Source organism: Pseudomonas morbosilactucae, assembly GCF_023241715.1.
In the GTDB taxonomy this organism is placed as follows: domain Bacteria; phylum Pseudomonadota; class Gammaproteobacteria; order Pseudomonadales; family Pseudomonadaceae; genus Aquipseudomonas; species Aquipseudomonas morbosilactucae.
The window spans coordinates 1-23,537 of the sequence record NZ_JALQCW010000115.1; the positions used below are offsets into that span (position 1 = coordinate 1).

The following is a 23,537-nucleotide window of genomic DNA, read 5'->3' on the forward strand; positions in this document are numbered from 1 at the left end:
GTGGTGCTGCTGTTTTAATCTTCGAGGTCGTCCCATCTTCTTTGTATCTCGTCAGTCTCTCTGCAATTTCTGCAAAGAGAATGGCCGTTCCAAGTGTCCTCATCGCAACGAACACAATTTCCTACATCATCACCTTTATATTCGTAGCTGCTTTCGTTGTCGTCATCATTCATAATATTCCTCATGTTTATGGTTTATTTTTGTAGCTGGACGAATGTCCGTTGTTCTTTTTCTTTGCCAAAGCTGCATAACAGTCTTCGCATAGCCAAGCCTCTATATAGGCACGGCTATTCTTTACTGCTTTGAGTTGGCAGCATTTAATGCACGTTCTAAATTTGTCATATTTACTCATAAGTCCTCATGGTTAAGTTGATTTTTGAATAATGGGCCGTTGCCCACTATTCTAATCTTCAAAGCCTTTGCCGCTTTCTTCGTAACAATCCCAACAAAGGCCAGATTTTACATATGCGTGGCTATGCTTGTTTGCTTTAAACTCTTTACAGCTTAGGCACGTTCTTACGTCATTTTCACCGTCGTTATAATAGTCGCCATCATTGTCTTCTTCTCTGTTATCGAATGCTTCACTGTCATAATAATAATTGTATTCATCCATCGTAGTCCTCACGGTTAGGTTTTTGATTTTTCTGTAATGTCGAAGCATTACAGGGGACTTGCTTTTGCTTTTACATTTTCAAACGAAGTGCGAAAATCAAGTAGGAAACGGAATAAAAAAGCACGAAGTGTTTTTTATGACCGACAATTTAACGAAGTTAAATGTCGGACGTTTCCATTGCTTGCCTGTTCTTTCTAGACTTCATATAAAAGTTGTATCATATATTTTAATGTTTTCAATAGTGTCCGACATATCTGTATGACAAAAAAGTGTCCGACAAATTTTAAAAGTGTCCGACATAAAACGTTTGATGATTAGACCTTTTATGTACTCTTTTGCCGTGTGACTTTTAGACGGCATAAAAAAAGGCCATCAAATTAATGACAGCCTCTTTTATACGTTTGATGGTTAGATTAATTATGACGGTTGGTGATTAAGTATTTCTTCAAGCTCTCTTTTGTATTGTTCGCTGTCTGTTTTGGTGGTGAATACATTTTGTATAATTCCATCATTTATAAACCGCTTCACGCCATTTTTGAAAATAATGGCATAATCTAATAGCTCGAAATCAATGATGATGGCTTTTATAATTTCATGTAGCAAAAGGTTGATTTTAGCCCGTGTTTCATATGTGCCATTATTTTTAAGTTCTTCGATGGCGTTTTCAATATTGGCGTTATAAACGTTTAACTGTGAAATCTGGGCTTGTAGTTCGATGCGTTCAATTTCAAGGGATTTATTGCTCGTTTCTGCGTTCTTGGCCGCTTCAATCATGAAGCCCGGAAGATCGCCGGTTTCAACAAATGACTTTTGATAATTTTCAAGAAGCTTTTGATTTTTCTCGATCTTGGTTTCAATCGCCCGGATTTGCTTGATTAGCTGTTCAAGTGGATTATTTTCGTTGAGAACGTCCGCGAGGTTGATTTCTTGAATAGCGTTCAACATGACAGCTTCGAAATCGTCATAACGCAAACGCTTCAAAATACACTCGCGTGTAAATTTACCTTTGCGACAAACAATATAATTGACGGACTTCGGGACTTTTGCACGTTTATCAATTCCGGGGTTAAGAAGGTGAACACCTTCACCACAATCGGCACACTTCAAAAGGCCGGTGAATAGATTTGTAAAAAGCTTGCCTTTGCGGCCTTTACGCTTGTTATTTTCTAATGCAATGCGTTGACATTGCTCAAAGGTTTCAACGCTCACAATCGCCGGAAAATAGTCGTGGATTGGATCACCTGCCGGGATCAGGTCGCGTTTCCCGGTGCCTTGTTTTTTTGGTTGGTAAAAACCATGGGTTGCGGGATTTCTCAATATTTTTGAAATTATTGAAGGTTCCCAATATTCCGCACCTTTAAAAGTGGGGATATTTCGCTCGTTCAAGATGTTTTTGATTTTCAGCGAGCCATTACCATTTTGAAATAATTCGAAGATCAACCGGACGGTTTCAGCTTTTTCAGGATTTAGGACGTATCTGCGGCGTTTAATCTGTATACCTTTGCTTTCGTCCATTACATAAAAGCTTTCGGTATCAAGCCACGCGGGGGCTTGTGCGGTCATTGCTACGCCATCACTGGCTGCAAGATCTCTTTTTTCTTGCCAATTTGATAAACCTTTATTGCTTTTGTTTTTGCTTTCATTGTGAGAACGGGAGGCATCAATAGACAAATTGATAATCGTGAAAACGTCATTTACATCTTCAATTATTTTTTGTTCATTGGTGCTAATGATCGCTAGCTTCAACCCTTTCGATAAGATCGTATTGACCTTTAAAATGGCATCAATAGGGCCGCGACGTGTGAGACGGTCGATGTTTTCGAGTGCGAACACATCACCGGGGGAAAATTTCCCAGCTTCTAGATCAGTGAAGAACCGAGCAAGCTGCCTTTGCTCCGCATCGTCAGAGAACGACGAACGCCCGATGTCTTCAATTGCATGACTTTCATCGAGCGAAAGCCCGTTTCTTGATGCAAAATCAGCGATCAGTTTTCGCTGACGTTCAAGCGAAAAGCCTTTCAATTGCTCGCTTGTAGACATCCGAAGGTATGAAATTAAACGTGCCATGTGCTACCGCCTGTAAGATCCGATCTCACAGGTATTATACGCCCGACTTGATCAGGACCGCATTGCCCGGGCCCTGGGCGCTGAAGTTCAGGGAGTCGCCACCGCGGGCGTAGTACATATAGATGTGGCCGCCATCCAGAAACAAAGCCTTACGCTTTTCTGTATAGCCGAGGGAGGCGTGGCTGCCTTTTTCCTCGCAGTAATAGGCTTCGGTCTCGATAATGCGCGCCGCCAGCCATAGATCGCCGACCTTGTGGCGGATGATCTTGCCGAGCAGTTCCCGGGCCACGCGCTGAGCATCACGGTCGAAAAAGCAGTCAGGCAGGGCTGTGGGCCGTTTCGCGGTGGTCAGATTGGGCATGGTGGTGAAGGGTTGTGGCGGAAATGGGGCGGAATCATAGCAACTCCAGGCTTAAACCACCCTTAACGCTCGGTATTTGCACTCCATTTCGACCATCCGCCTGTGACCGCTGTCCGTGGACGGGCGCGACAGCTATAATCAGCAGCTTTCCTCTTTGCCAAGACCACACCAGACCATGACTGAGTCCGTTCTTGACTACATGACCCGTTTGGGTCGCGCTGCCCGCGAAGCTTCCCGGGTGATCGCCCGTGCCACCACCGTGCAGAAAAACCGCGCGCTGCTGGCTGCTGCCGATGCATTGGACGCCGCTCGACCCGAGCTGACGGCGGCCAATGAGCTGGACCTGGCCAACGGCCGGGCCAATGGTCTGGAACCCGCTTTGCTGGATCGCCTGGCGCTGACCCCGGCGCGTATCGACGACATGATCGAGGGCCTGCGTCAGGTGGCTAAGCTGCCTGACCCCATCGGTGAAATCCGCGACATGCGTTATCTGCCTTCGGGTATCCAGGTGGGCAAGATGCGCGTGCCCCTGGGGGTGATCGGCATCATCTACGAGTCCCGTCCGAACGTGACCATCGATGCGGCCAGCCTGTGCCTGAAGTCGGGCAATGCCACCATCCTGCGTGGCGGTTCCGAGGCGATCAATTCCAACCGTGCCATTGCCCTGTGCATCCAGCAGGGCCTGGCCGTGGCCGACCTGCCGGCCGAGGTGGTGCAAGTGGTGGAAACCACTGACCGCGCCGCTGTCGGTGCACTGATCACCATGCCGGAGTTCGTCGATGTGATCGTGCCTCGTGGCGGCAAAAGCCTGATCGAGCGCGTCAGCCGCGACGCCAAGGTGCCGGTGATCAAGCACCTGGATGGCGTCTGCCACGTATTTATCGACGTTGCGGCGGACCTGGACAAGGCGATTCGTATCGCCGACAACGCCAAGACCCACCGTTACGCCCCCTGCAACACCATGGAGACCCTGCTGGTTCACGCCAGCATCGCCGAGCGTGTACTGCCGCCATTGGCCGCGATTTATCGCGACAAGGGCGTGGAGTTGCGCGGCTGCCCGCAAACCCGCGCCATCCTCGGTGTTGGCGTGCTGGAGGCCACGGAAGAGGACTGGCGCACCGAGTACACGGCGCCGATCCTGTCGATCCGTGTGCTGGACAGCCTCGATCAGGCGATCGAGCACATCAACACCTATGGTTCCCACCATACGGACGCCATCGTCACTGAAAACTTCAGTGATGCCCGGCGCTTCCTCAATGAAGTGGATTCCAGTTCGGTCATGGTCAATGCCTCGACCCGTTTTGCCGATGGCTTCGAATACGGCCTGGGCGCGGAAATCGGCATTTCCACCGACAAGTTGCATGCCCGTGGCCCGGTAGGCCTGGAAGGGCTGACCAGCGAGAAGTACGTGGTCTTCGGCGACGGTCACGTGCGCACTTGATGGGCAAACGCATCGGTCTGCTGGGCGGTACTTTCGATCCTGTGCACATCGGCCACTTGCGTGGTGCGCTGGAAGTCGCCGAATCCATGAATCTCGATGAACTGCGCCTGGCACCCAGTGCCAGGCCGCCTCATCGGGATATGCCGCAGGTGTCGGCGCTGGATCGCCTGGCGATGGTCGAATGTGCGGTGGCGGGTGTGGCCCCTCTGGTGGTGGATGCCCGTGAGCTGCAGCGGGACAAGCCGTCCTACACGATCGACACCCTGGAACTGATGCGGGCCGAACTGGCCGCGGATGACCAGTTGTTCTTGTTACTGGGCTGGGACGCATTTTGCGGCCTGCCCACCTGGCATCGCTGGGAAGAGTTGCTCCAGCATTGCCACATCCTGGTGCTGCAACGCCCGGATGCCGATAGCGAACCGCCGGATGCCTTGCGCAACCTGCTGGCGGCGCGCTCGGAGAGTGATCCATTGGCCCTCAAGGGGCCGAGCGGACAGATTGCATTCGTCTGGCAGACCCCGCTTGCGGTGTCCGCCACCCAGATCCGTCAACTGCTGGCCAGCGGTAAGTCGGTACGTTTCCTGGTGCCTGACGCGGTCCTGGCCTACATCGATGCGCACGGACTTTACCGTGCGTCGAACTGAAAAGGCGCGCTTGAAAGCACGAATAGTCGTGTATTGAAGCGCCCGAACATACGAGCAAAACGAGTTTTATATGACGAACAACGACGTAAGCAAAGTTAAGCGTAAAGGCACGTTCAAGAGTGCCCCGCTGCCGGAAAAAGTCATCAGCGGCGAGCCCCTGAAGGGTGAAGCGCTGGTCAAGGTTGCTGTAGCCGCCTTGGAAGACGTCAAGGCTCAGGACGTGCTGGTGATTGATGTCCGTGAAAAGCAAAGCATCACTGACTATATGATCATCGCCACCGGTACCTCCAACCGCCAGATCGGCGCGATGCTGGACAAGGTCCGCGAAGCCGTGAAGGCTCTGGGCGTCAAGCCGTTGGGTGAAGAAGGCAAGGGCGACAGCGACTGGGTGCTGTTGGACATGGACGACGTGATCGTCCACATGATGACCTCCAACGCCCGTCAGTTCTACGACCTGGAGCGCCTGTGGGAAGGTGCCGAGCAGAGCCGTGCCGCTGATGGCAAGCACCACAGCCCTGAGGTCGGTCACGAGCATTTCAACAAGCTCAACAAAGACCAGGAATAAGGAACGGCTGTGCGCCTGCGCCTGATTGCTGTCGGTTCGCGCATGCCCAAGTGGGTGGAAGAGGGTTGGCATGAATATGCCAAGCGTCTGCCATCCGAACTGGCGTTGGAACTGGTGGAAATACCGCTCAATACCCGTGGCAAGAATGCTGACGTGGCGCGTTTCATCCGCCAGGAAGGCGAAGCCATGCTGGCCAAGGTCGGGCCCGGTGAGCGCATCGTGACCCTTGAGGTTCACGGCAAGCCCTGGAGCACCGAGCAGTTGGCGGTGGAGCTGGATCGCTGGCGCTTGGATTCGCGCACGGTGAACTTCATGGTCGGAGGCCCGGAAGGGCTGGCGCCGGAAGTCTGTGCCCGGGCCGATCAGCGCTGGTCGCTGTCGCCGCTGACCTTGCCCCACCCGCTGGTGCGGATCCTGATCGGTGAACAGCTGTATCGCGCCTGGACAGTTCTGTCCGGGCACCCTTACCACAAGTAGCCCGCGCCCCTAATGTCTCAGCCGATCCGCATCAAGGACCACGAAAAAGACGCCCGTCTGGTGCGTGGCCGCGTCGTGTTCGGCGCCATTGCGGTGGTGTGCCTGATTGGGGTGCTGATCGCGCGCCTGTATTACCTGCAGGTGATCCAGTACGAGTACCACTCGACGCTGTCGGAGAACAATCGGGTGCACGTGCAGCCGATTCCGCCGACCCGTGGCCTGATCTTCGACCGTAATGGCGTGGTGATCGCGGACAACCGGCCGAGCTTCAGCCTGAGCATGACCCGAGAGCGTTCCGGCGACTGGCAGCAGGTACTTGACGTGATTGTCGAGGTGCTGGAGCTGACGCCGGAAGACCGCGTGCTGTTCGAGAAGCGTATGAAACAGGGGCGCCGGCCGTTCGAGCCGGTGCCGATCCTGTTCGAGCTGACCGAGGAGCAGATCGCCCGCATTGCGGTGAATCAGTTCCGTCTGCCCGGTGTCGAGGTGGTGGCGCAGTTGGTGCGGCATTACCCCCAGGGTGCGCACTTTGCTCACTCGGTGGGTTACATGGGGCGGATCAACGAGAAAGAGCTGAAGACCCTCGATCCCGTCAATTACAGCGGCACCCACCACATCGGCAAGACCGGCATCGAGCGTTTCTACGAGCCGGAGCTGCACGGGCAGGTGGGTTACGAGGAAGTCGAGACCAACGCCCGTGGCCGGGTACTGCGGGTGCTCAAGCGCACCGATCCGATTCCCGGCAAGGACATTGTCCTGAGCTTGGACATCAAGCTGCAGGAAGCGGCCGAACTGGCCCTGGGTGGGCGGCGTGGCGCGGTGGTGGCACTGGACCCGAGCACCGGTGAAGTGCTGGCGATGGTCAGCCAGCCGAGTTTCGACCCCAACCTGTTCGTCACCGGCATCAGCTTCAAGGCGTATGCCGAACTGCGCGACTCCATCGACCGGCCGCTGTTCAACCGCGTGCTGCGCGGTCTGTATCCGCCAGGTTCGACCATCAAACCGGCGGTGGCGATTGCCGGCCTGGATGCCGGGGTGGTCACGGCGTCGACGCGGGTGTACGACCCGGGCTACTACCAATTGCCCAATTACGACCACAAGTACCGAAACTGGAACCGCACCGGTGACGGCTATGTCGATCTGGACACCGCGATCATGCGCTCCAACGACACCTATTTCTATGACCTGGCCCACAAGCTGGGGATTGATCGCCTGTCGGCCTACATGAACAAGTTCGGCATCGGCCAGAAGGTTTCCCTGGATATGTTCGAAGAGTCCCCGGGGCTGATGCCGTCCCGGGAGTGGAAGCGTGCCACCCGGCGTCAGGCCTGGTTCCCGGGGGAGACGCTGATTCTCGGGATCGGCCAGGGCTACATGCAATCCACGCCGCTGCAACTGGCCCAGGCCACGGCCCTGGTGGCCAATAAAGGCAAATGGAACCGCCCGCACCTGGCCAAGACCATCGAAGGCGAGAAGCCGGTGGACCACAACCCGATTGCCGACATCATCCTGCGTGATCCGTCGGACTGGACGAAGGTCAATCATGGCATGCAGCAGGTGATGCACGGTGCCCGCGGTACCGCGCGCAAAGCGTCGATCGGTGCCCAGTACCGCATCGCCGGCAAAAGCGGTACCGCTCAGGTGGTCGCGATCAAGCAGGGCGAGAAGTACGACCGCTCCAAGGTCCAGGAACGCCACCGCGACCACGCCCTGTTCGTCGGCTTCGCCCCGGCGGATAACCCGAAAATCGTGGTCTCGGTGATGGTCGAGAACGGTGAGTCGGGTTCCGGTGTGGCGGCTCCGGTGGTTCGTCAGGTCATGGATGCCTGGCTGCTCGGCCAGGACGGCCTGATCAAACCCGAGTTCGGCAGCCCTATCAGCGCGGAGGCTACGGCCCGTGAAGAGTAATTTCGATCGCATCCTCTCCAGCGAGGATGTGATGCGTCGCCGCGCGACGCTGTTGCAACGCATGCACATCGATGGACCGTTGCTGGTCCTGTTGCTGACCCTGGCGGCAGGCAGCCTGTTTGTCCTCTATTCGGCCAGTGGCAAAAGCTGGGACTTGCTGGCCAAGCAGGCCACGTCCTTCGGTATCGGCCTGGTCTCAATGGTGGTCATCGCGCAGTTCGAACCGCGCTTCATGGCGCGCTGGGTGCCCCTGGCCTACGTGTTCGGCGTGGTGTTGCTGGTGGTGGTGGACGTCATGGGCCACAACGCCATGGGCGCGACCCGCTGGATCAATATCCCCGGGGTCATTCGCTTCCAGCCGTCGGAATTCATGAAGATCATCATGCCGGCGACCATTGCCTGGTACCTGGCCAAGCGCACCTTGCCGCCCCAGCTCAAGCATGTGGGCATCAGCCTGGCGTTGATCGGGATTCCCTTTATCCTCATCGTGCGCCAGCCGGACCTCGGTACCGGCCTGCTGATTCTTGCCGGCGGCGCCTTCGTGCTGTTCATGGGTGGCCTGCGCTGGCGCTGGATCCTCAGCGTGCTAGCGGCGGCCGTACCGGTGGCGGTGGCCATGTGGTTCTTTGTCATGCACGACTATCAGAAGCAGCGGGTGCTGACGTTCCTCGATCCGGAAAGCGATCCGCTGGGCACGGGCTGGAACATCATTCAGTCCAAGGCCGCCATCGGTTCCGGTGGTGTCTTCGGCAAAGGCTGGCTGCTGGGGACCCAGTCCCACCTGGACTTCCTGCCAGAGAGCCACACCGACTTTATTATTGCGGTCATGGGCGAGGAGTTCGGCCTGGTAGGCATTTGCGCGCTGTTGCTGATCTACCTGTTGCTGATCGGCCGTGGCCTGGTGATCACGGCCCAGGCGCAGACGTTGTTCGGCAAACTGCTCGCCGGTGCCCTGACCATGACGTTTTTTGTTTACGTTTTCGTCAACATCGGTATGGTCAGTGGCCTGTTGCCGGTTGTGGGGGTTCCGTTGCCGTTCATTAGCTACGGAGGAACTTCGTTGGTGACACTACTGTCAGCGTTTGGGGTTTTGATGTCGATCCATACCCATCGCAAGTGGATCGCGCAGGTTTGATTAAGGTGAAGAATTCAATGCAAGCAGTGCGTGGCTGGGCCGCTCGGTACACACCGTGGGTCGGTCTGGTAGGCATCCTGGGTGCAACGCAGCACGCGTTGGCCGGCGAATACGAAGGTTCGCCGCAAGTGGCCGAGTTCGTTGGCGAGATGACCCGCGACTACGGTTTCGCCGGGGAGCAGCTGATGGGGGTGTTCCGCGAGGCTGAGCGCAAACAGGCGATCCTCGATGCGATTTCTCGTCCGGCTGAGCGGGTCAAGCAGTGGAAAGAATACCGCCCGATGTTCATCACCGACGCGCGCATTGCCCGTGGGGTGGACTTCTGGCGCCAGCACGAGGCCGTATTGGCCCGTGCCGAACAGGAATACGGCGTTCCGGCCCAGGTGATTGTGTCGATCATCGGCGTTGAGACCTTTTTTGGCCGCAATACCGGCAATTATCGGGTGATCGACGCCTTGTCGACCCTGGGCTTCGATTACCCGCCGCGGGCCGAGTTCTTCCGTAAGGAGCTGCGCGAGTTCCTATTGCTGGCCCGGGAAGAGCAGGTCGACCCGCTGACCCTCAAAGGCTCGTACGCCGGTGCCATGGGCTTGCCGCAATTCATGCCGAGCAGCTTTCGCGCCTACGCGGTGGATTTCGACGGTGATGGCCACATCAATATCTGGACCAACCCGGACGATGCCATCGGCAGCGTTGCCAGCTACTTCAAGCGCCATGGCTGGGTCTCCGGGGAACCGGTGGTCAGCCGCGCCGATGTGCGAGGCGATCAAGTGGACGAAGGCCTGACCACGGGCATCGAGCCGACGAAAACCGTCGGGGAGTTGCGAGCCCTGGGCTGGTCGAGTCATGATGCGCTGCGCGATGATATGCCGGTCACCGCTTTCCGCCTGGAAGGTGACAACGGCCCGGAATACTGGATGGGCCTGAAGAATTTCTATGCGATCACTCGCTATAACCGCAGCGTGATGTACGCCATGGCCGTACATCAGTTGTCTGAACAGCTGGTCCAAGCACGGGGCGTCAAGTAATGCGGGCATCGCCAATTCACAAACCCCTGAAGCTGGTGGCTTTTGCCGCGTTGTCCTTGCTGGTGGTCAGTTGCTCTACGAGTCGGGCGCCGCAGCAGAAATCATCGACGGCGGTCCGTTCGGCCCCCGGGCTGGATATCAACCGGGCCCACAAAGACGGTGCGCCGTGGTGGGACGTCGATGTCTCGCGGATTCCCGACGCCACGCCGACCTTGCATACCGGTCCTTATAAAGCCAACCCGTATACGGTGCTGGGCAAGACCTACTTCCCGATGGCCGAGTCCAAGAGTTACGTGGCCTCGGGCACGGCGTCCTGGTACGGCACCAAGTTCCATGGCCAGAACACCGCCAATGGCGAGGTCTACGACCTGTACGGCATGAGTGCTGCGCACAAGACCCTGCCGCTGCCGAGCTATGTCCGGGTGACCAACCTGGACAACAACAAGACCGTGATTCTGCGGGTCAACGACCGTGGGCCGTTCTACTCTGACCGTATCATCGACCTGTCCTACGCCGCCGCGAAGAAGCTCGGTTACGCCGAGACCGGCACCGCCCGGGTCAAGGTCGAGGGCATCGACCCTCAGGAATGGTGGGCTCAACGTGGCCGTCCTGCGCCTTTGATGCTCAACGAACCCAAGGTGGCGCAGAACAGTGCGCCGACGGTAACGGCTTCGACCGGTACGGTTGAGCAATGGACGCCACCGCCCCAGCAGCATGCGGCCGCCGTCGTGCCGGTGCAGCTTGATACCAAGAAAAGCGCATCTGCAGCCGCCTCTGGCCAGTATCTCCAGGTCGGCGCCTTCGCCAACCCGGACGCTGCCGAGTTGCTGCGTTCGAAGCTCAGCGGGATGGTGAGCGCTCCGGTGTTCATCAGCTCGATCGTGCGTAACCAGCAGACCCTGCATCGGGTGCGCCTGGGGCCGTTTGGTACGCCGGGTGAGGCTCAGCAAGCGCAGAACAGTGTGCGCCTGGCCAACCTGGGGCAACCCAGCGTGGTCACTGCTGAGTAACTACCCTGAAGATTTAGGGTTCGCCTGCAGTATTGCGGGGTGGGCCCAAGTTGTTGGCTCGCCGAACAACAAAAGCCCGGCAAGGGTCTGAGTGAACAACTGAATACGTGACAGCCTTTTAGCCGGCTGTCTGAATAGTTTTGCCCGTCAGGGCAAGTTTCCATTAGCAACTTCGAGAGACGGATGAACATCACCACCTTTGCCAAACGCCTGTGCCTGCTTGTCCCGCTGATCATCACGCCCGCTGCCTGGGCGGTCGAAGCCATGCCGTCGCCACCGCAATTGGCCGCCAAGTCCTATGTGCTCATGGACGCCAGCAGCGGTAACGTGCTGGTGGAGAACAACGGTGACCAGCGCCTGCCACCGGCCAGCCTGACCAAGTTGATGACGGCTTACATCGCGACCCTGGAAATCCGTCGCGGCCAGATCGGCGAAAACGATCCGGTGACCGTCAGCGAGAACGCCTGGCGTACCGGTGGTTCGCGGATGTTCATCAAGGTGGGTTCGCAAGTCACCGTCAGCGACCTGCTGCACGGGATCATCATTCAGTCGGGCAACGACGCCAGCGTAGCGGTGTCCGAGCACATCGCCGGCAGCGAAGATGCGTTCGCCGACATGATGAACAAGACGGCTACCGACCTGGGCATGAGCAACAGTCACTTCATGAACCCGACCGGGCTGCCGAACCCGGAGCATTACTCGTCGGCCCACGACATGGCCGTGCTGGCTCGCGCGATCATCCACGAAGACCCGGCCCACTACGCGATCTACTCGCAGAAAGAGTTCTTCTGGAACGGCATCAAGCAGCCTAACCGCAACCTGCTGCTGTGGCGCGACAAGACCGTTGATGGCCTGAAAACCGGTCACACCGATGAAGCGGGCTACTGCATGGTGTCTTCGGCCGTGCGTGACGGTATGCGCTTGATCGCCGTGGTCTTCGGCACCAACAGCGAACAGGCTCGTGCTGCTGAAACCCAGAAGCTGCTGACCTACGGCTTCCGTTTCTTCGAAACCCAGACCTTCTATCAGAAGGGCACCGAACTGGCTCAAGCGCCGGTCTGGAAGGGCACCACCAACCAAGTCAAGGCCGGCCTGGCTCAAGACCTGACCATGACCCTGCCAAAAGGCCAGCTGAAAAAGCTCGCCGCCAGCATGACCATGAACCCGCAACTGGTCGCGCCGATCGCCAAGGGTGACGTGATTGGTAAAGTCGAAGTCAAACTGGACGACAAGGTGGTGCACAGCGCCGACCTGATCGCTCTGGACGCGGTCGACGAAGGTGGTATCTTCCGCCGCATGTGGGATAGCATCCGTCTATTCTTCTACGGCTTGTTCAACTGATATTGTCGACCTGCATGGCCCTCGTTCTGAAGTAGAGCGGGGGCCATGTCCGTCGCCACGGCTTACGAGGCCGTTACTGCCATGACAGACACTGACGTTAAGTCGCACAAGATTGAATTCCCCGTCGATGACTACCCGATCAAGGTGATCGGCGACACGGGTGTCGGCTTCAAGGACACCGTTATCGAGATTCTTGCCAAGTACGCCACGCTGGACATCAAGTCCCTGGCCGAGCGCCAGAGCAGCAACGGCAAGTACACCACCGTACAACTGCACATTACGGCCACCGGCGAAGACCAACTGCGTGATATCAATAGTGCCCTGCGCGCTACCGGTGTCGTGCACATGGTGCTGTGATGCCGCAAACGCTGGGCTTTCGCGAGCTGGGTCAGCAGGCCTACGAGCCGGTCTGGCAGGCCATGCAGCGTTTCACCAACGAACGCGGCAGCGACGCCCCGGATGAGGTGTGGCTGTTGCAGCACCCTCCGGTCTTTACTCAAGGCCAGGCGGGCAAGGCGGAACACCTGCTGATCCCGGGCAACATTCCGGTGGTGCAGGCCGACCGTGGCGGCCAGGTGACCTATCACGGTCCCGGGCAGTTGGTGGTCTATCTGTTGCTGGATGTACGCCGCCTGGGCTTTGGCGTGCGCGAGCTGGTCAGCCGCATGGAGCAGTGCCTGATCGAGCTGTTGGCCAGTTATGGCGTGAGCGCGGCGGCCAAGCCCGATGCCCCGGGTGTTTACGTCGACGGGGCAAAGATTGCCTCCTTGGGCCTGCGCATACGTCGCGGCTGTTCCTTTCATGGCCTGGCCCTGAATGTGGACATGGACCTGGAGCCGTTTCGACGGATTAACCCCTGTGGCTACGCCGGCCTGGCGATGACCCAGCTGCGCGAGCACACAGGGCCGATTGAATTTGCCGAGGTAAGTGCCCGGCTGCGTGCGCAGCTCGTCAAACACCTCGACTACGCTGAGCAGACGACCCTAACGGGCGGAATCGACTGATATGACTACTGCGCAAGACGCTGTGCAAACCATGATCCCGACGCTGGATGTTACCGAGCGGCCGGCCCCACGTGCCAAGGTTGAGGCCGGCGTCAAGCTGCGCGGCGCCGAGAAGGTTGCGCGTATTCCGGTGAAGATCATTCCGACCACCGAACTGCCGAAGAAGCCCGACTGGATTCGCGTGCGTATTCCGGTGTCCCCGGAAGTCGACCGGATCAAGCAACTGCTGCGCAAGCACAAGCTGCACAGTGTGTGCGAAGAGGCATCCTGCCCGAACCTGGGGGAATGCTTCTCCGGCGGCACCGCGACCTTCATGATCATGGGCGACATCTGCACCCGTCGTTGCCCGTTCTGCGATGTGGGCCATGGCCGTCCGAAGCCACTGGACGTCAATGAGCCGGAAAGCCTGGCGATCGCCATCGCTGACCTGCGCCTGAAGTACGTGGTAATCACCTCGGTGGACCGTGACGATTTGCGTGACGGCGGTGCCCAGCACTTTGCCGACTGCATCCGCGAAATCCGCAAGTTGTCGCCGAACGTACAGCTCGAGACTCTGGTTCCCGATTACCGCGGCCGTATGGACGTGGCTCTGGAAATCACTGCCGCCGAGCCGCCGGATGTGTTCAACCACAACCTGGAAACCGTACCGCGCCTGTACAAGGCCGCGCGTCCGGGTTCGGACTATCAGTGGTCCCTGACCCTGCTGCAGAAATTCAAGCAGATGGTGCCTCACGTTCCGACCAAATCCGGCCTGATGCTGGGCCTGGGCGAAACCGACGAGGAAGTCATCGAAGTCATGAAGCGCATGCGCGAACACGACATCGACATGCTGACCCTCGGCCAGTACCTGCAACCGTCCCGTAGCCACTTGCCGGTGCAGCGTTTTGTGCACCCGGATACCTTCGCCTGGTTCGCCGAGGAAGGTTACAAAATGGGCTTCAAGAACGTGGCTTCCGGCCCGCTGGTACGTTCCTCGTACCACGCCGATGAGCAAGCGAAGCTGGCGAAAAGCCTGCTGTCCTGATGTTGATCGCCCGCAAGGCTTTATGCCTTGCGGGCGTTTTTCATGACCTTTCTTCCCGTCCTTTCAGCGCATTCCTGCAGCGCTGCTGGCTGTCCAGCCTCTTCTGTTTAACCTCGTTCCTGTCTACTGTGCATGCTTGAAACCACACAGGGAGAACCATGGATGACTGTCCAAACCACCGTTGCTCTTCATGGGCTGCTGCCCGTGCCGGCCTTGGCTGCTGAAGGCGTCATCGGCTTGATTGCACCCGCCGGCCCGGCCGCGCTCGACACTGAAAAGGCTGCGCAATGGATGCGCTCCCGAGGCTATCGCTTGCGGGTTTTTCCTGGTGTCAGCGAGCAGGCCGGGTACCTGGCCGGCAGCGATGACGTACGGCTCAATGATTTGCATGCGGCCTTTGCCGATCCGGAGGTCGCCACTATCCTGTGCCTGCGCGGCGGTTATGGCAGTCCGCGGTTACTGGATCGGATCGACTTCGACCTGCTGAAACGCAACCCCAAGCCGTTCGTGGGCTACAGCGACATCACGGCATTGCATATGGCCATCAATCGCTATGCAGGGTTTGTGACCTTCCACGGGCCCATGCTCAATGCGGATTTGCTCGGGGGCAAGCAAGCGCCGACCGAAGCGTCTTTTCTCAACATGCTCCGGGGGCAGGTGAAGACCGGAAGCGTCCTGAGCCACCCCGTGGCCTACCCGTTGACCACCCTTGAGCCAGGAATTGCCCAGGGGCCGTTCGTAGGGGGCAACCTGTCGATGATTGCAGCGACGATGGGCACGCCTTACGAAATCGACACTGCGGGCAGCATTCTGTTTATTGAAGACGTCAACGAGCCGTTGTACCGCATTGATCGGTTGCTCACCCACCTGCGTCTGGCCGGCAAGCTTGAGCCGTTACGGGGTGTGTTGGTCGGTGATGTGGCCGGTGTGGAGGCGGAGGCGCTGTTCCGGCTGCTCAAGCAGACCTTTGGCGGCTTGCAGATACCGGTGCTGGCCGGTTGGCGCAGTGGTCACTGCGATCCGAACCTGACCTTGCCCCTGGGCGCGTTGGTCAGGCTGGATGCCGGGGCCAAGGAGCTGACCCTGGCACAGGACGTGGTGGTTCGCTGATGGCCCGCCTCTGCAGCGAGGGCGTACCCTCGCTGCAATGACGCTTAGCGGTTGCGCAGGCTTTCCAGAAGCTTGTGGGTCGGGTAGCCATCGGCCGGCCAGCCCTGGGATTGTTGGGCGCTGCGAATGGCCTTGCGGGTATTGGCGCCGATGATGCCGTCGGGGTTGCCGGCCTCGTAGCCATTGGCGTTGAGCAGGGTCTGCAAGTCGATCCGTTCGGAGCGGCTGAGGGGCAGGTCGTCTTTTGGCCAACTGCCATTGATCTGGCCGGAACCACTGAACCGCTCGGACAACAGGTTCACCGCCAGGGCGTAGGACGATGAGTTGTTGTACTTGAGTACTGCGCGGAAATTATCCAACAGCAGGAATGCCGGGCCGCGATAGCCCGCCGGCAACAGTAGGGTAGCCGACAGGTGCTCGGCACCGGCGGGAACCTGTCGATCGTTGGGCAGTGTCAGGCCCAGGCGCATCCATTCCGCCACCGGCTTGCGGATCACGCCATCGGCCAGGGCGTAGTCGAAGCCGCTGGCCAGTTGCACCTCAAATCCCCAGGGCTGGCCTTTTTGCCAGCCCGAGCTTTGCAGGTAATGGGCTGTCGAGGCCAGGGCATCGGCAGGGCTGTTCCAGATATCCCGTCGGCCGTCACCGTCAAAGTCCACTGCGTGGGTGTTGTAGGTGGTGGGGATGAACTGGGTCTGGCCCATGGCGCCGGCCCAGGAACCGAGCATTTTCTCGGGCAGAATGTCGCCGTGCTGGAGGATCTGCAGGGCTGCGATCAGTTGGCTGTTGGCGAAGCCCGGGCGCCGGCCTTCGTAGGCGAGGGTGGCCAGGGAGCGAATCACCGATTTGTTGCCCTGGAACTCGCCGAAATTGCTCTCCATGCCCCAAACCGCCACCAATGCTTGGCGATCAACGCCATAACGCTGCTCGATCCGTTGCAGGATATCGGCGTATTGATTGAGCAGGGCCTGGCCTTTACGCACGCGTACGGGCGACAGGGCACCGTCCAAGTATTCCCAGACCGGGCGGCTGAACTCTGGCTGGCTGCGGTCGGCCTTGATCACTCCCATGTCCGGGGTAATGCCGGTGAATACGCGGTCGAACAGGTCGGCTTGAATGCCCGCATTCAGGGCTTCGACGCGAAAGGCGGCCTGCCACTCGGCGAAGGTCTGGGTCGGCTGGATATCCAGATTGTCGACGTTGAGAGGGGCAACGGTGGCGGGAGCGACCAGGGGCGCGGCTTGAATGGTTGGCAATGGCTGGGCATCTGCGGCGGTAGGCTTTTCCGCGCAGGCGACAAGCAGAATCAGGCTGGAGGCAGCAATCAGTTGGCGTAGGTGCCAACGACGGGAAAGACAAAAGGGCATGCACAGGTCCAGAGAATACGAATCAGGTGCAGACCTTATCACGCCAATGGGGTTCTGGGCTTCAGGCGGCCAGAAAGTAAGAAGCCTCCCAGCTTTTAGACTGGAAGGCTTCGCGGCGGTAGCTGCCTTTGCCTTTGGCCGGTTGTTCCTGGCGGCTGCGGAACAAGGGCTGGGCAATGATGGATTTGGCCTTGTTGGGGCCATGCTTGGATGGCTTGCTCATGCTGGTATCTCTCTATAGGGAGGGGAGTGCGGCGCAAATCATCGGCCAGACTGCGGTCGCTGTCCAGTCCCTTTTGGGGCCTGTCAGCGGTGGCAAGGGTGCGTCGTGATTACTCGGCGGGCAAGGCCAGGCGCTGGCCCGCCATCAACAGCGACAGGCGGCTCAGGCTGCTCCATGGCGAACCTGCGGCCTGCCCCTTGATCTGTGCATCAATACGCTGTGCATCGAGCAGCAGCAGGCCCCAACGCTGCGCCGAGTAGCGCTGCAGAGCCTTGCTCATCAGGGGTTTGCGTTTGTCCCAGACGGGTGGGCGGGCCTGGCTGAACACTTTGTCCAGCGGCACGCCCTGGCTGAATTGCAACGAGAGGTTGGCCAATAGGCGCAACTCCCGAGACAGGGCCCAGAGAATCACTGGCGGTTCGACGCCCTCACCGCGCAAGCCTTCGAGCATGCGCAGGGCATGGGCCGCCTCGCCATTGAGGATCGCGTCCACCAGGCCGAAGACATCGAAGCGCGCACTGTCGGCCACGGCGCCCTGCACCGTCTCGACGGTGATCTGACCACCCTCGGCCATCAACTTGAGTTTTTCGATTTCCTGGGCGGCGGCCAGCAGGTTGCCTTCGACCCGGGCCGCAATCAGTTCCACCGCGTCCTGGCTGGCCGAGAGTCCGGCCTGGGACAGGCGTTGGCGAATCCACTGCGGCAGTTGGTTGGCGTCCACCGGCCAGATCTGCACGAACTGGGTTTGCGCGCCCTCGACCAGGGCCTTGCCCCACTTGGTCTTTTGCGCGCTGCCGTCGAGCTTGGGCAGGCTGATCAGCAGCAAGGTGTCTTCGGCGGGCCGTGAACAGTACTCGATCAGCGCCGCAGCGCCCTTGTCCCCGGGTTTGCCGGACGGCAGGCGCAGTTCCAGCAGGCGCTTTTCGGCGAACAGCGACATGCTGGCGCCGGCTTGCAGCAGCGTGCCCCAGTCGAAACTGGCGTCGGCGCTGAACACCTGGCGTTCGTCAAAGCCCTGCTGGCGAGCGGCAGTGCGGATGGCATCGGCGGCTTCCTGGCACAGCAACGGGTCATCGCCGCTGATCACGTAGACCGGCGCGAGGTTGCCTTGCAGGTGTTTGCTGAGTTGGGCGGGGGCGAGTTTCATAGAAGGGTGCGAGCGGGGCGCCTGGGCGCCCCACACGGCTTACTGATTCGGCAGTTGCATAGGCGACTGTTGCGGGGTTTCCGCTTCAGCCTTCTGTGCCGCTTCCAATGCATCGGCTTCAGCCTTGGCTTTGGCTTGGGCGACTTGCTGCATTTTGTCCAGTTGTTCCGGGGTCAGCAGCTGCAGACGCAGGATCATCCGTTGCACCAGGTCGCGCCGCATTTCCTTGCGGGTTTCCAGCGATTCCTGGTCGGAGCCGGTGAGGTTGCTGCCATCGTGGAGATAGACTTTCTGCACTTGCAGTTTGTCTTCGAGCAACAGCAGGTTGTCATGCGTGCTGATCTGGTAGCTGAGTACGTTGCTCAACTCATATTCGGCAGAACGGCCGCCGCTGCTGTAGCTGAGGCTACGTTTGGATTCTTGCTCACTGACCAGCAGCAGCTTGTAAGGAGCCCCGGGGTGGATGCTTACACCGCTGTTTTCTAAGGCCTGGCGCAGTTGGGTGACGGTGGCGCCGTAGGTGTCACGTGCCTTGAGGTCGAGTTCCTTGATCGTCAGATCAGAATCGCCGGTGCCGCGCAGTTGAAAGCCGCAAGCGCTCAGCATCACGGCCAGGCCGATCACCAGCAGGTTACGTTTGATCATGTAATGCTCCCCTTGAAACCATGTGGGCCGACGTGGCGGCCCCGGAGGTTTTGTTCGGCGCCCGATCCCGGATCGGCCGCCTGATCCAATTAGCTAGCGACGATGTTGACCAGTTTGCCGGGTACGACAATGACCTTGCGAATGGTCAGGCCTTCGGTGAAACGCAGCACGTTTTCGTTGCTGCGTGCCGCGGCTTCGACTTCTTCACGGCTGGCACTGGCGGGCATTTCAATCTGGCCGCGCAGCTTGCCGTTGACCTGAATCACCAGTTGCAGACTGTCCTGCACCAGCGCGCTTTCATCCAGCACCGGCCAGCCGGCGTCGATCACCGGGTCGGCGTGACCCAGGCGACTCCACAGCTCGTGGCTGATGTGCGGGGTGATCGGCGCCAGCAGCAAGGTCACGGTTTCCAGACCTTCCTGAACCAGTGCGCGATCTTGCTCGGTACCTTGCGGGGCTTTTTCCAACACGTTCATCAGCGTCATCACCTGGGCGATGGCGGTGTTGAATTTGTGGTTCTGGCCCACGTCGTGGCTGGCCTGCTTGATGGCTTGGTGGATCGAGCGGCGAATGGCTTTTTGCTCGTCGTTCAGGCCGGCGATGTCCAGTGTGCCCGGCAGGCCCTGGGTGACATGGGCTTGAGCCAGACGCCAGACGCGCTTGAGGAAACGGTGCGAGCCTTCCACGCCGGAGTCCGACCATTCGGCGCTCATGTCAGGTGGCGAGGCGAACATCATGAACAGGCGGCAGGTGTCTGCGCCGAACTGGTCAATCATCGACTGTGGGTCGACGCCGTTGTTCTTCGACTTGGCCATCTTCTCGGTGCCGCCGATTTCCACTGGCAGGCCGTCCGCGATCAGCTTGGCGCTGATGACCTTGGCCTTGCTGTCGCGTTCGAGTTCGACGTCCGCCGGGTTGAACCAGGTGTAGGCACCGTTGGCTTCACGACGGTAGTAGGTCTCGGCGATCACCATGCCTTGGGTCAGCAGGTTCTTGAATGGCTCGTTTGAGCTCACCAGGCCTTCGTCACGCATCAGCTTGTGGAAGAAACGCGCGTAGAGCAGGTGCAGGATGGCGTGTTCGATACCGCCGATGTACTGGTCCACCGGCAGCCAATGATCGGCTGCCGATTTTTCCACCAAGCCGCCTTCATAGTGCGGCGAGGCGTAGCGGGCGTAGTACCACGACGATTCGACGAAGGTGTCCATGGTGTCGGTTTCACGCTTGGCCGGTGCGCCGCATTTCGGGCAACTGCACTCGTAGAACTCGGGCATGCGTGCCAGGGGCGAACCGGCGCCGTCCGGCACCACATCTTCCGGCAGCACGACGGGCAATTGGTCTTCCGGCACCGGCACATCGCCGCAGCTGTCGCAGTGGATGATCGGGATCGGGCAGCCCCAGTAACGCTGACGGCTGATGCCCCAGTCGCGCAGGCGGAACTGGGTGCGTGACTGGCCGAGGTTTTTCTTCAGCAGGGCCACTTCCATGGCGTCGAAGGCGCCAGCGAAGTCCAGGCCGTCGAACTCACCGGAATTGATCAGCGTGCCGTGTTCGTTGTACGCGTCTTGCCAAGGTGCCGGGTTCTCGTCGCCAGCGCTGGTACGTACCACGGACTTGATCGGCAGGCTGTATTTGATGGCGAATTCGAAGTCGCGCTCGTCGTGGGCTGGAACCGCCATGACGGCGCCATCGCCGTAGTGCATCAATACGTAGTTGGCGACCCAGACCGGGAGTTTTTCACCGGTCAGCGGGTGCTCGACGAACAGCGACGTCGGCAGGCCTTTTTTCTCTTGGGTGGCGACGTCGGCTTCCGCCACGCTGCCGCCTTTGCATTCAGCGATAAACGCCTGCAGCTCTGGGTTGTTCTGGGCGGCCAGGGTGGCCAGCGGGTGCTCGGCAGCCACCGCGACGTAGGTCGCGCCCATCAGGGTGTCCGGACGGGTGGTGAAGACTTTCAGCGCACCGGCTTCGCCAATGGAGGCTTGGTCGTAGGGGAACTGCACTTCCATGCCGCGGGATTTGCCGATCCAGTTGCGCTGCATGGTCTTGACCTGTTCAGGCCAGCCCGTCAGCTCGTCGAGGCTCTCCAGCAGCTCATCCGCGTAGGCGGTGATCTTGAAGTAGTACATCGGGATTTCGCGCTTTTCGATCAGCGCACCGGAACGCCAGCCGCGACCGTCGATCACCTGCTCGTTAGCCAGTACGGTCTGGTCCACAGGGTCCCAGTTGACGGTGCCGTTCTTGCGGTAGATCACGCCCTTCTCGAACAGGCGGGTGAACAGCCACTGTTCCCAGCGGTAGTAGTCCGGCTTGCAGGTGGTCACTTCGCGGGACCAGTCCACCGCCAGGCCCAGGCTGCGCAGTTGGGACTTCATGTAGGCGATGTTTTCGTAGGTCCACTTGGCGGGCGCTACGTTGTTTTTCATCGCGGCGTTTTCCGCCGGCATGCCGAAGGCGTCCCAACCCATGGGTTGCAGGACGTTCTTGCCTTGCATGCGCTGGTAGCGAGAGATCACGTCGCCGATGGTGTAGTTACGCACGTGCCCCATGTGTAGCTTGCCGCTGGGGTAAGGGAACATCGACAGGCAGTAGTAGGTTTCCTTGCCTGGCTGTTCGCTGACTTCAAAGGACTTTTGCTCATCCCAGAATGATTGGGCGGCGGCTTCGATTTCACGGGGCTGATATTGTTCGTGCATGGCTACTTATGAACTGAATAGGGGTGGCCTAATCCTCTTCAATGCAAGGTTGGGCAGTGATGACGCCAGAGACGGCGTTTTCGAGGCCCAGTCGAGCTGGAAGTGGAGTTACAGGAAGCGCCGTAGCATACATGACCGCGCTCCGCCGAGGGAAACCCTGATTGCACGGGGCGGGCCGTTGGTCGCGGCACCCCGTTGCTTTCATCTGCACGACTAAGCTGAAAAAGGGGAATGAGTCTTGTCTTCAGTGAGGTGAGCGGATGCCTGAGTCACAGCGAAAAGTAACAAAACCCGAGTTGTATGAAAGACTGATCGATCGACTGGCCCTGGCCCTGGATGCTGCAAAAGCGGCAAGTCGCTTGCGTGATGAGCGTCCTCTTGAGTTGGAATTGCGTGGCCTGAGTCGCGGCGAGTTTGAGTTGATCAGGGTGTATCTGGCCAGGAGTCAGCGCGAGACGCAGGCCAGTGTTCTGGAAAGCCTGAAGCAGCATGAGGCGCCCCGTTCGGCGCAGATCATCTGGTTGCAAGACCGGCAGCCCACAAGGGGCTCGGCCAAGGTCCGGTCCCGGCAGGTCTGATGCCTTCTCGCAGCCCATTCTGGCGTCTGGCCGGGTTCTTTATGATCAGGTTGATGATCGCTATCGGGCTTGGAAAATTGCGGGTTCCTGTTGTTGCATTGTCTCTATCCACTTAGGCTTCGGGCATCTTTGGAGATGCCCGATGCCCTTTCGTTACTTCATCAAGACCCTGCTTTTACCCCCCGGTGTTCTATTGCTGCTGTTGTTGCTTGCCTGGTGCTTGCGGCGTTCCCGACCGCGCTTGGCAGGGCTGTGCTTTGCCCTGGGGTTCGGGGGCTTTTGGTTGATGAGCTTGCCGGCGATGGTGCAGTGGGGGGCCGGGATGCTGGAGCAGGAGCCGCCGCTGCAGCGCAGCCAGTGGGCGACGTTGGCCGAGCACGCGGATGCCATTGTGGTACTGGGGTCGGGTCGGGAGCGGGGTGACCCGGCCTGGGGTTCCGATCAGCCGACGGGGGTTGGGCTTGAGCGCCAGCGTTATGCGGCGCGCCTGGCCAAGGCTTCCGGCTTGCCGTTGTTGACCAGTGGTGGCCTGCATTACGGCACCCCGCCCACGGAGGCGGCATTGATGGCGCAATCCTTGGCGGACGACTTTGGCGTCAGCGTGCGCTGGCAGGAAGGCCGGAGCCGTACGACTTGGGAGAACGCTCAGTTCAGTGCTGAGGAGCTGTTGCCCCAGGGCGTCAAGCGAGTGGTGGTGGTAACCCAGGCCTGGCATATGCCCCGTGCGGTCTGGAGTTTCGAGAAGGCTGGGTTCACTGTGGTGCCGGCGCCAGTGGGCTTTTTAGGCGGGGATGAGGCGTTGCCCATGGGCGGCTGGATGCCGGAGTTCAAGGCGATCTGGCAGAGTGGTCAGTTGCTGAACGAGGCGGTGGGCCAGGTCGGCTACAAATTGTTCTATCGCTGATGTTTTAACGCGGATCTCAGGCCAGGCCGGCACCTTAGCTCAAGGTGCCGGCCTGCCGATCGTTGCCTCAGACGGTCTTGGCCATCCGGCTGGCCAGCAGCGCCCAGCCAAACAGCAGGCCGCAGAGAATGATCAGCGGCCAGGAGCGCCATTGCAGGTATGGCGTGAGGTTGTGCATGGGCACCACTTCGCCGTAGAGAATGCCGCGTTCGAACTGTGGAATCTGCACAGTGATCTTGCCGAAACGGA

Annotated in this window: 23 protein-coding genes and 2 pseudogenes; 16 read left to right on the forward strand and 9 right to left on the reverse strand. The window is 59.1% G+C overall.

Features of this window, described 5'->3' with window-relative positions:
• On the forward strand, positions 1 to 206 hold a 206-nt coding region (locus tag M1B34_RS32400), incomplete at its 5' end, for a hypothetical protein (protein WP_268267306.1).
• 197 nt (positions 207 to 403) lie between these two features.
• On the opposite strand, the gene M1B34_RS32405 is transcribed toward M1B34_RS32400, so the two are convergent.
• The 3 genes and pseudogenes from M1B34_RS32405 to M1B34_RS32415 form a co-directional block, all read right to left on the reverse strand.
• Positions 404 to 613, reverse strand: coding sequence for a hypothetical protein (locus tag M1B34_RS32405; RefSeq protein ID WP_268267307.1), 210 nt, complete (start codon positions 611 to 613; stop codon positions 404 to 406).
• A 417-nt stretch (positions 614 to 1,030) separates the two neighbouring features.
• Complete coding sequence (locus M1B34_RS32410) at positions 1,031 to 2,680, reverse strand: recombinase family protein (protein WP_268267308.1); 1,650 nt, start codon at positions 2,678 to 2,680, stop codon at positions 1,031 to 1,033.
• 40 nt (positions 2,681 to 2,720) lie between these two features.
• Positions 2,721 to 3,041: pseudogene (locus M1B34_RS32415) on the reverse strand (DNA-3-methyladenine glycosylase); the annotation flags it as partial.
• A 175-nt stretch (positions 3,042 to 3,216) separates the two neighbouring features.
• On the opposite strand from M1B34_RS32415, the gene M1B34_RS32420 reads away from it, so the two are divergent.
• The 13 genes from M1B34_RS32420 (at position 3,217) to M1B34_RS32480 (ending at position 15,728) form a co-directional block, all read left to right on the forward strand.
• On the forward strand, positions 3,217 to 4,482 hold the full coding sequence (locus M1B34_RS32420) for a glutamate-5-semialdehyde dehydrogenase (RefSeq protein ID WP_123334669.1): 1,266 nt from the start codon (positions 3,217 to 3,219) through the stop codon (positions 4,480 to 4,482).
• Complete coding sequence (gene nadD, locus M1B34_RS32425) at positions 4,482 to 5,126, forward strand: nicotinate-nucleotide adenylyltransferase (protein ID WP_123334670.1); 645 nt, start codon at positions 4,482 to 4,484, stop codon at positions 5,124 to 5,126. Before M1B34_RS32420 ends, nadD begins: the two co-directional genes overlap by 1 nt.
• A gap of 70 nt (positions 5,127 to 5,196) precedes the next feature.
• Positions 5,197 to 5,691 (forward strand): ribosome silencing factor, encoded by a 495-nt coding sequence (gene rsfS / locus M1B34_RS32430; RefSeq protein WP_123334672.1) that lies wholly within the window; start codon positions 5,197 to 5,199, stop codon positions 5,689 to 5,691.
• 9 nt (positions 5,692 to 5,700) lie between these two features.
• On the forward strand, positions 5,701 to 6,168 hold the full coding sequence (gene rlmH, locus M1B34_RS32435; RefSeq protein WP_003444191.1) for a 23S rRNA (pseudouridine(1915)-N(3))-methyltransferase RlmH: 468 nt from the start codon (positions 5,701 to 5,703) through the stop codon (positions 6,166 to 6,168).
• Between the two features lie 12 nt (positions 6,169 to 6,180).
• Positions 6,181 to 8,076 (forward strand): penicillin-binding protein 2, encoded by a 1,896-nt coding sequence (gene mrdA / locus M1B34_RS32440; RefSeq protein ID WP_268261969.1) that lies wholly within the window; start codon positions 6,181 to 6,183, stop codon positions 8,074 to 8,076.
• Positions 8,077 to 8,107: 31 nt separating this feature from the next.
• Positions 8,108 to 9,211, forward strand: a complete 1,104-nt coding sequence (rodA, locus tag M1B34_RS32445; protein WP_185039334.1) for a rod shape-determining protein RodA — start codon at positions 8,108 to 8,110, stop codon at positions 9,209 to 9,211.
• Positions 9,212 to 9,228: 17 nt separating this feature from the next.
• Positions 9,229 to 10,239 carry a lytic murein transglycosylase B gene (gene mltB / locus M1B34_RS32450; protein WP_123334678.1) on the forward strand — a complete coding sequence of 337 codons (1,011 nt, stop codon included), beginning with the start codon at positions 9,229 to 9,231 and terminating at the stop codon, positions 10,237 to 10,239.
• The gene (locus M1B34_RS32455; protein WP_268267309.1) at positions 10,239 to 11,249 is read left to right on the forward strand and encodes a septal ring lytic transglycosylase RlpA family protein; all 1,011 of its coding nucleotides are present in this window, start codon (positions 10,239 to 10,241) and stop codon (positions 11,247 to 11,249) included. The genes mltB and M1B34_RS32455 overlap by 1 nt, the downstream gene beginning before the upstream one ends.
• Before the next feature lie 183 nt (positions 11,250 to 11,432).
• Entirely contained in the window at positions 11,433 to 12,590 is a 1,158-nt protein-coding gene (locus M1B34_RS32460; protein ID WP_123334682.1) for a D-alanyl-D-alanine carboxypeptidase family protein, read from the forward strand.
• Positions 12,591 to 12,671: 81 nt separating this feature from the next.
• Positions 12,672 to 12,947: a DUF493 domain-containing protein gene (locus M1B34_RS32465; protein WP_123334996.1), complete on the forward strand. Its 276-nt coding sequence runs from the start codon at positions 12,672 to 12,674 to the stop codon at positions 12,945 to 12,947.
• On the forward strand, positions 12,947 to 13,594 hold the full coding sequence (gene lipB / locus M1B34_RS32470; protein ID WP_268267310.1) for a lipoyl(octanoyl) transferase LipB: 648 nt from the start codon (positions 12,947 to 12,949) through the stop codon (positions 13,592 to 13,594). The genes M1B34_RS32465 and lipB overlap by 1 nt, the downstream gene beginning before the upstream one ends.
• 31 nt (positions 13,595 to 13,625) lie before the next feature.
• Positions 13,626 to 14,618 carry a lipoyl synthase gene (gene lipA, locus M1B34_RS32475; RefSeq protein WP_185039335.1) on the forward strand — a complete coding sequence of 331 codons (993 nt, stop codon included), beginning with the start codon at positions 13,626 to 13,628 and terminating at the stop codon, positions 14,616 to 14,618.
• Positions 14,619 to 14,780: 162 nt separating this feature from the next.
• On the forward strand, positions 14,781 to 15,728 hold the full coding sequence (locus M1B34_RS32480; RefSeq protein ID WP_268267311.1) for a S66 peptidase family protein: 948 nt from the start codon (positions 14,781 to 14,783) through the stop codon (positions 15,726 to 15,728).
• A 44-nt stretch (positions 15,729 to 15,772) separates the two neighbouring features.
• Here M1B34_RS32480 and M1B34_RS32485 read toward each other — a convergent pair whose 3' ends face one another.
• The 5 genes from M1B34_RS32485 to leuS form a co-directional block, all read right to left on the reverse strand.
• Positions 15,773 to 17,095 carry a lytic murein transglycosylase gene (locus M1B34_RS32485; protein ID WP_268267312.1) on the reverse strand — a complete coding sequence of 441 codons (1,323 nt, stop codon included), beginning with the start codon at positions 17,093 to 17,095 and terminating at the stop codon, positions 15,773 to 15,775.
• 61 nt (positions 17,096 to 17,156) lie between these two features.
• Positions 17,157 to 17,318: an alternative ribosome rescue factor ArfA gene (gene arfA, locus M1B34_RS32490; RefSeq protein ID WP_020295286.1), complete on the reverse strand. Its 162-nt coding sequence runs from the start codon at positions 17,316 to 17,318 to the stop codon at positions 17,157 to 17,159.
• Between the two features lie 109 nt (positions 17,319 to 17,427).
• Positions 17,428 to 18,465, reverse strand: coding sequence for a DNA polymerase III subunit delta (gene holA / locus M1B34_RS32495; protein WP_268267313.1), 1,038 nt, complete (start codon positions 18,463 to 18,465; stop codon positions 17,428 to 17,430).
• Between the two features lie 39 nt (positions 18,466 to 18,504).
• Positions 18,505 to 19,110 carry an LPS-assembly lipoprotein LptE gene (locus tag M1B34_RS32500; RefSeq protein ID WP_268267314.1) on the reverse strand — a complete coding sequence of 202 codons (606 nt, stop codon included), beginning with the start codon at positions 19,108 to 19,110 and terminating at the stop codon, positions 18,505 to 18,507.
• 89 nt (positions 19,111 to 19,199) lie between these two features.
• Entirely contained in the window at positions 19,200 to 21,806 is a 2,607-nt protein-coding gene (gene leuS, locus M1B34_RS32505; RefSeq protein ID WP_268267315.1) for a leucine--tRNA ligase, read from the reverse strand.
• A 260-nt stretch (positions 21,807 to 22,066) separates the two neighbouring features.
• Between leuS and M1B34_RS32510 the strand changes: the two genes are divergently transcribed.
• Together M1B34_RS32510 and M1B34_RS32515 are read left to right on the forward strand one after the other, a co-directional pair.
• The gene (locus M1B34_RS32510) at positions 22,067 to 22,384 is read left to right on the forward strand and encodes a hypothetical protein (protein ID WP_268267316.1); all 318 of its coding nucleotides are present in this window, start codon (positions 22,067 to 22,069) and stop codon (positions 22,382 to 22,384) included.
• Between the two features lie 142 nt (positions 22,385 to 22,526).
• Positions 22,527 to 23,288: a YdcF family protein gene (locus M1B34_RS32515; RefSeq protein ID WP_123334700.1), complete on the forward strand. Its 762-nt coding sequence runs from the start codon at positions 22,527 to 22,529 to the stop codon at positions 23,286 to 23,288.
• A gap of 67 nt (positions 23,289 to 23,355) precedes the next feature.
• On the opposite strand, the pseudogene M1B34_RS32520 reads toward M1B34_RS32515, so the two are convergent.
• Positions 23,356 to 23,537: pseudogene (locus M1B34_RS32520) on the reverse strand (apolipoprotein N-acyltransferase); the annotation flags it as partial.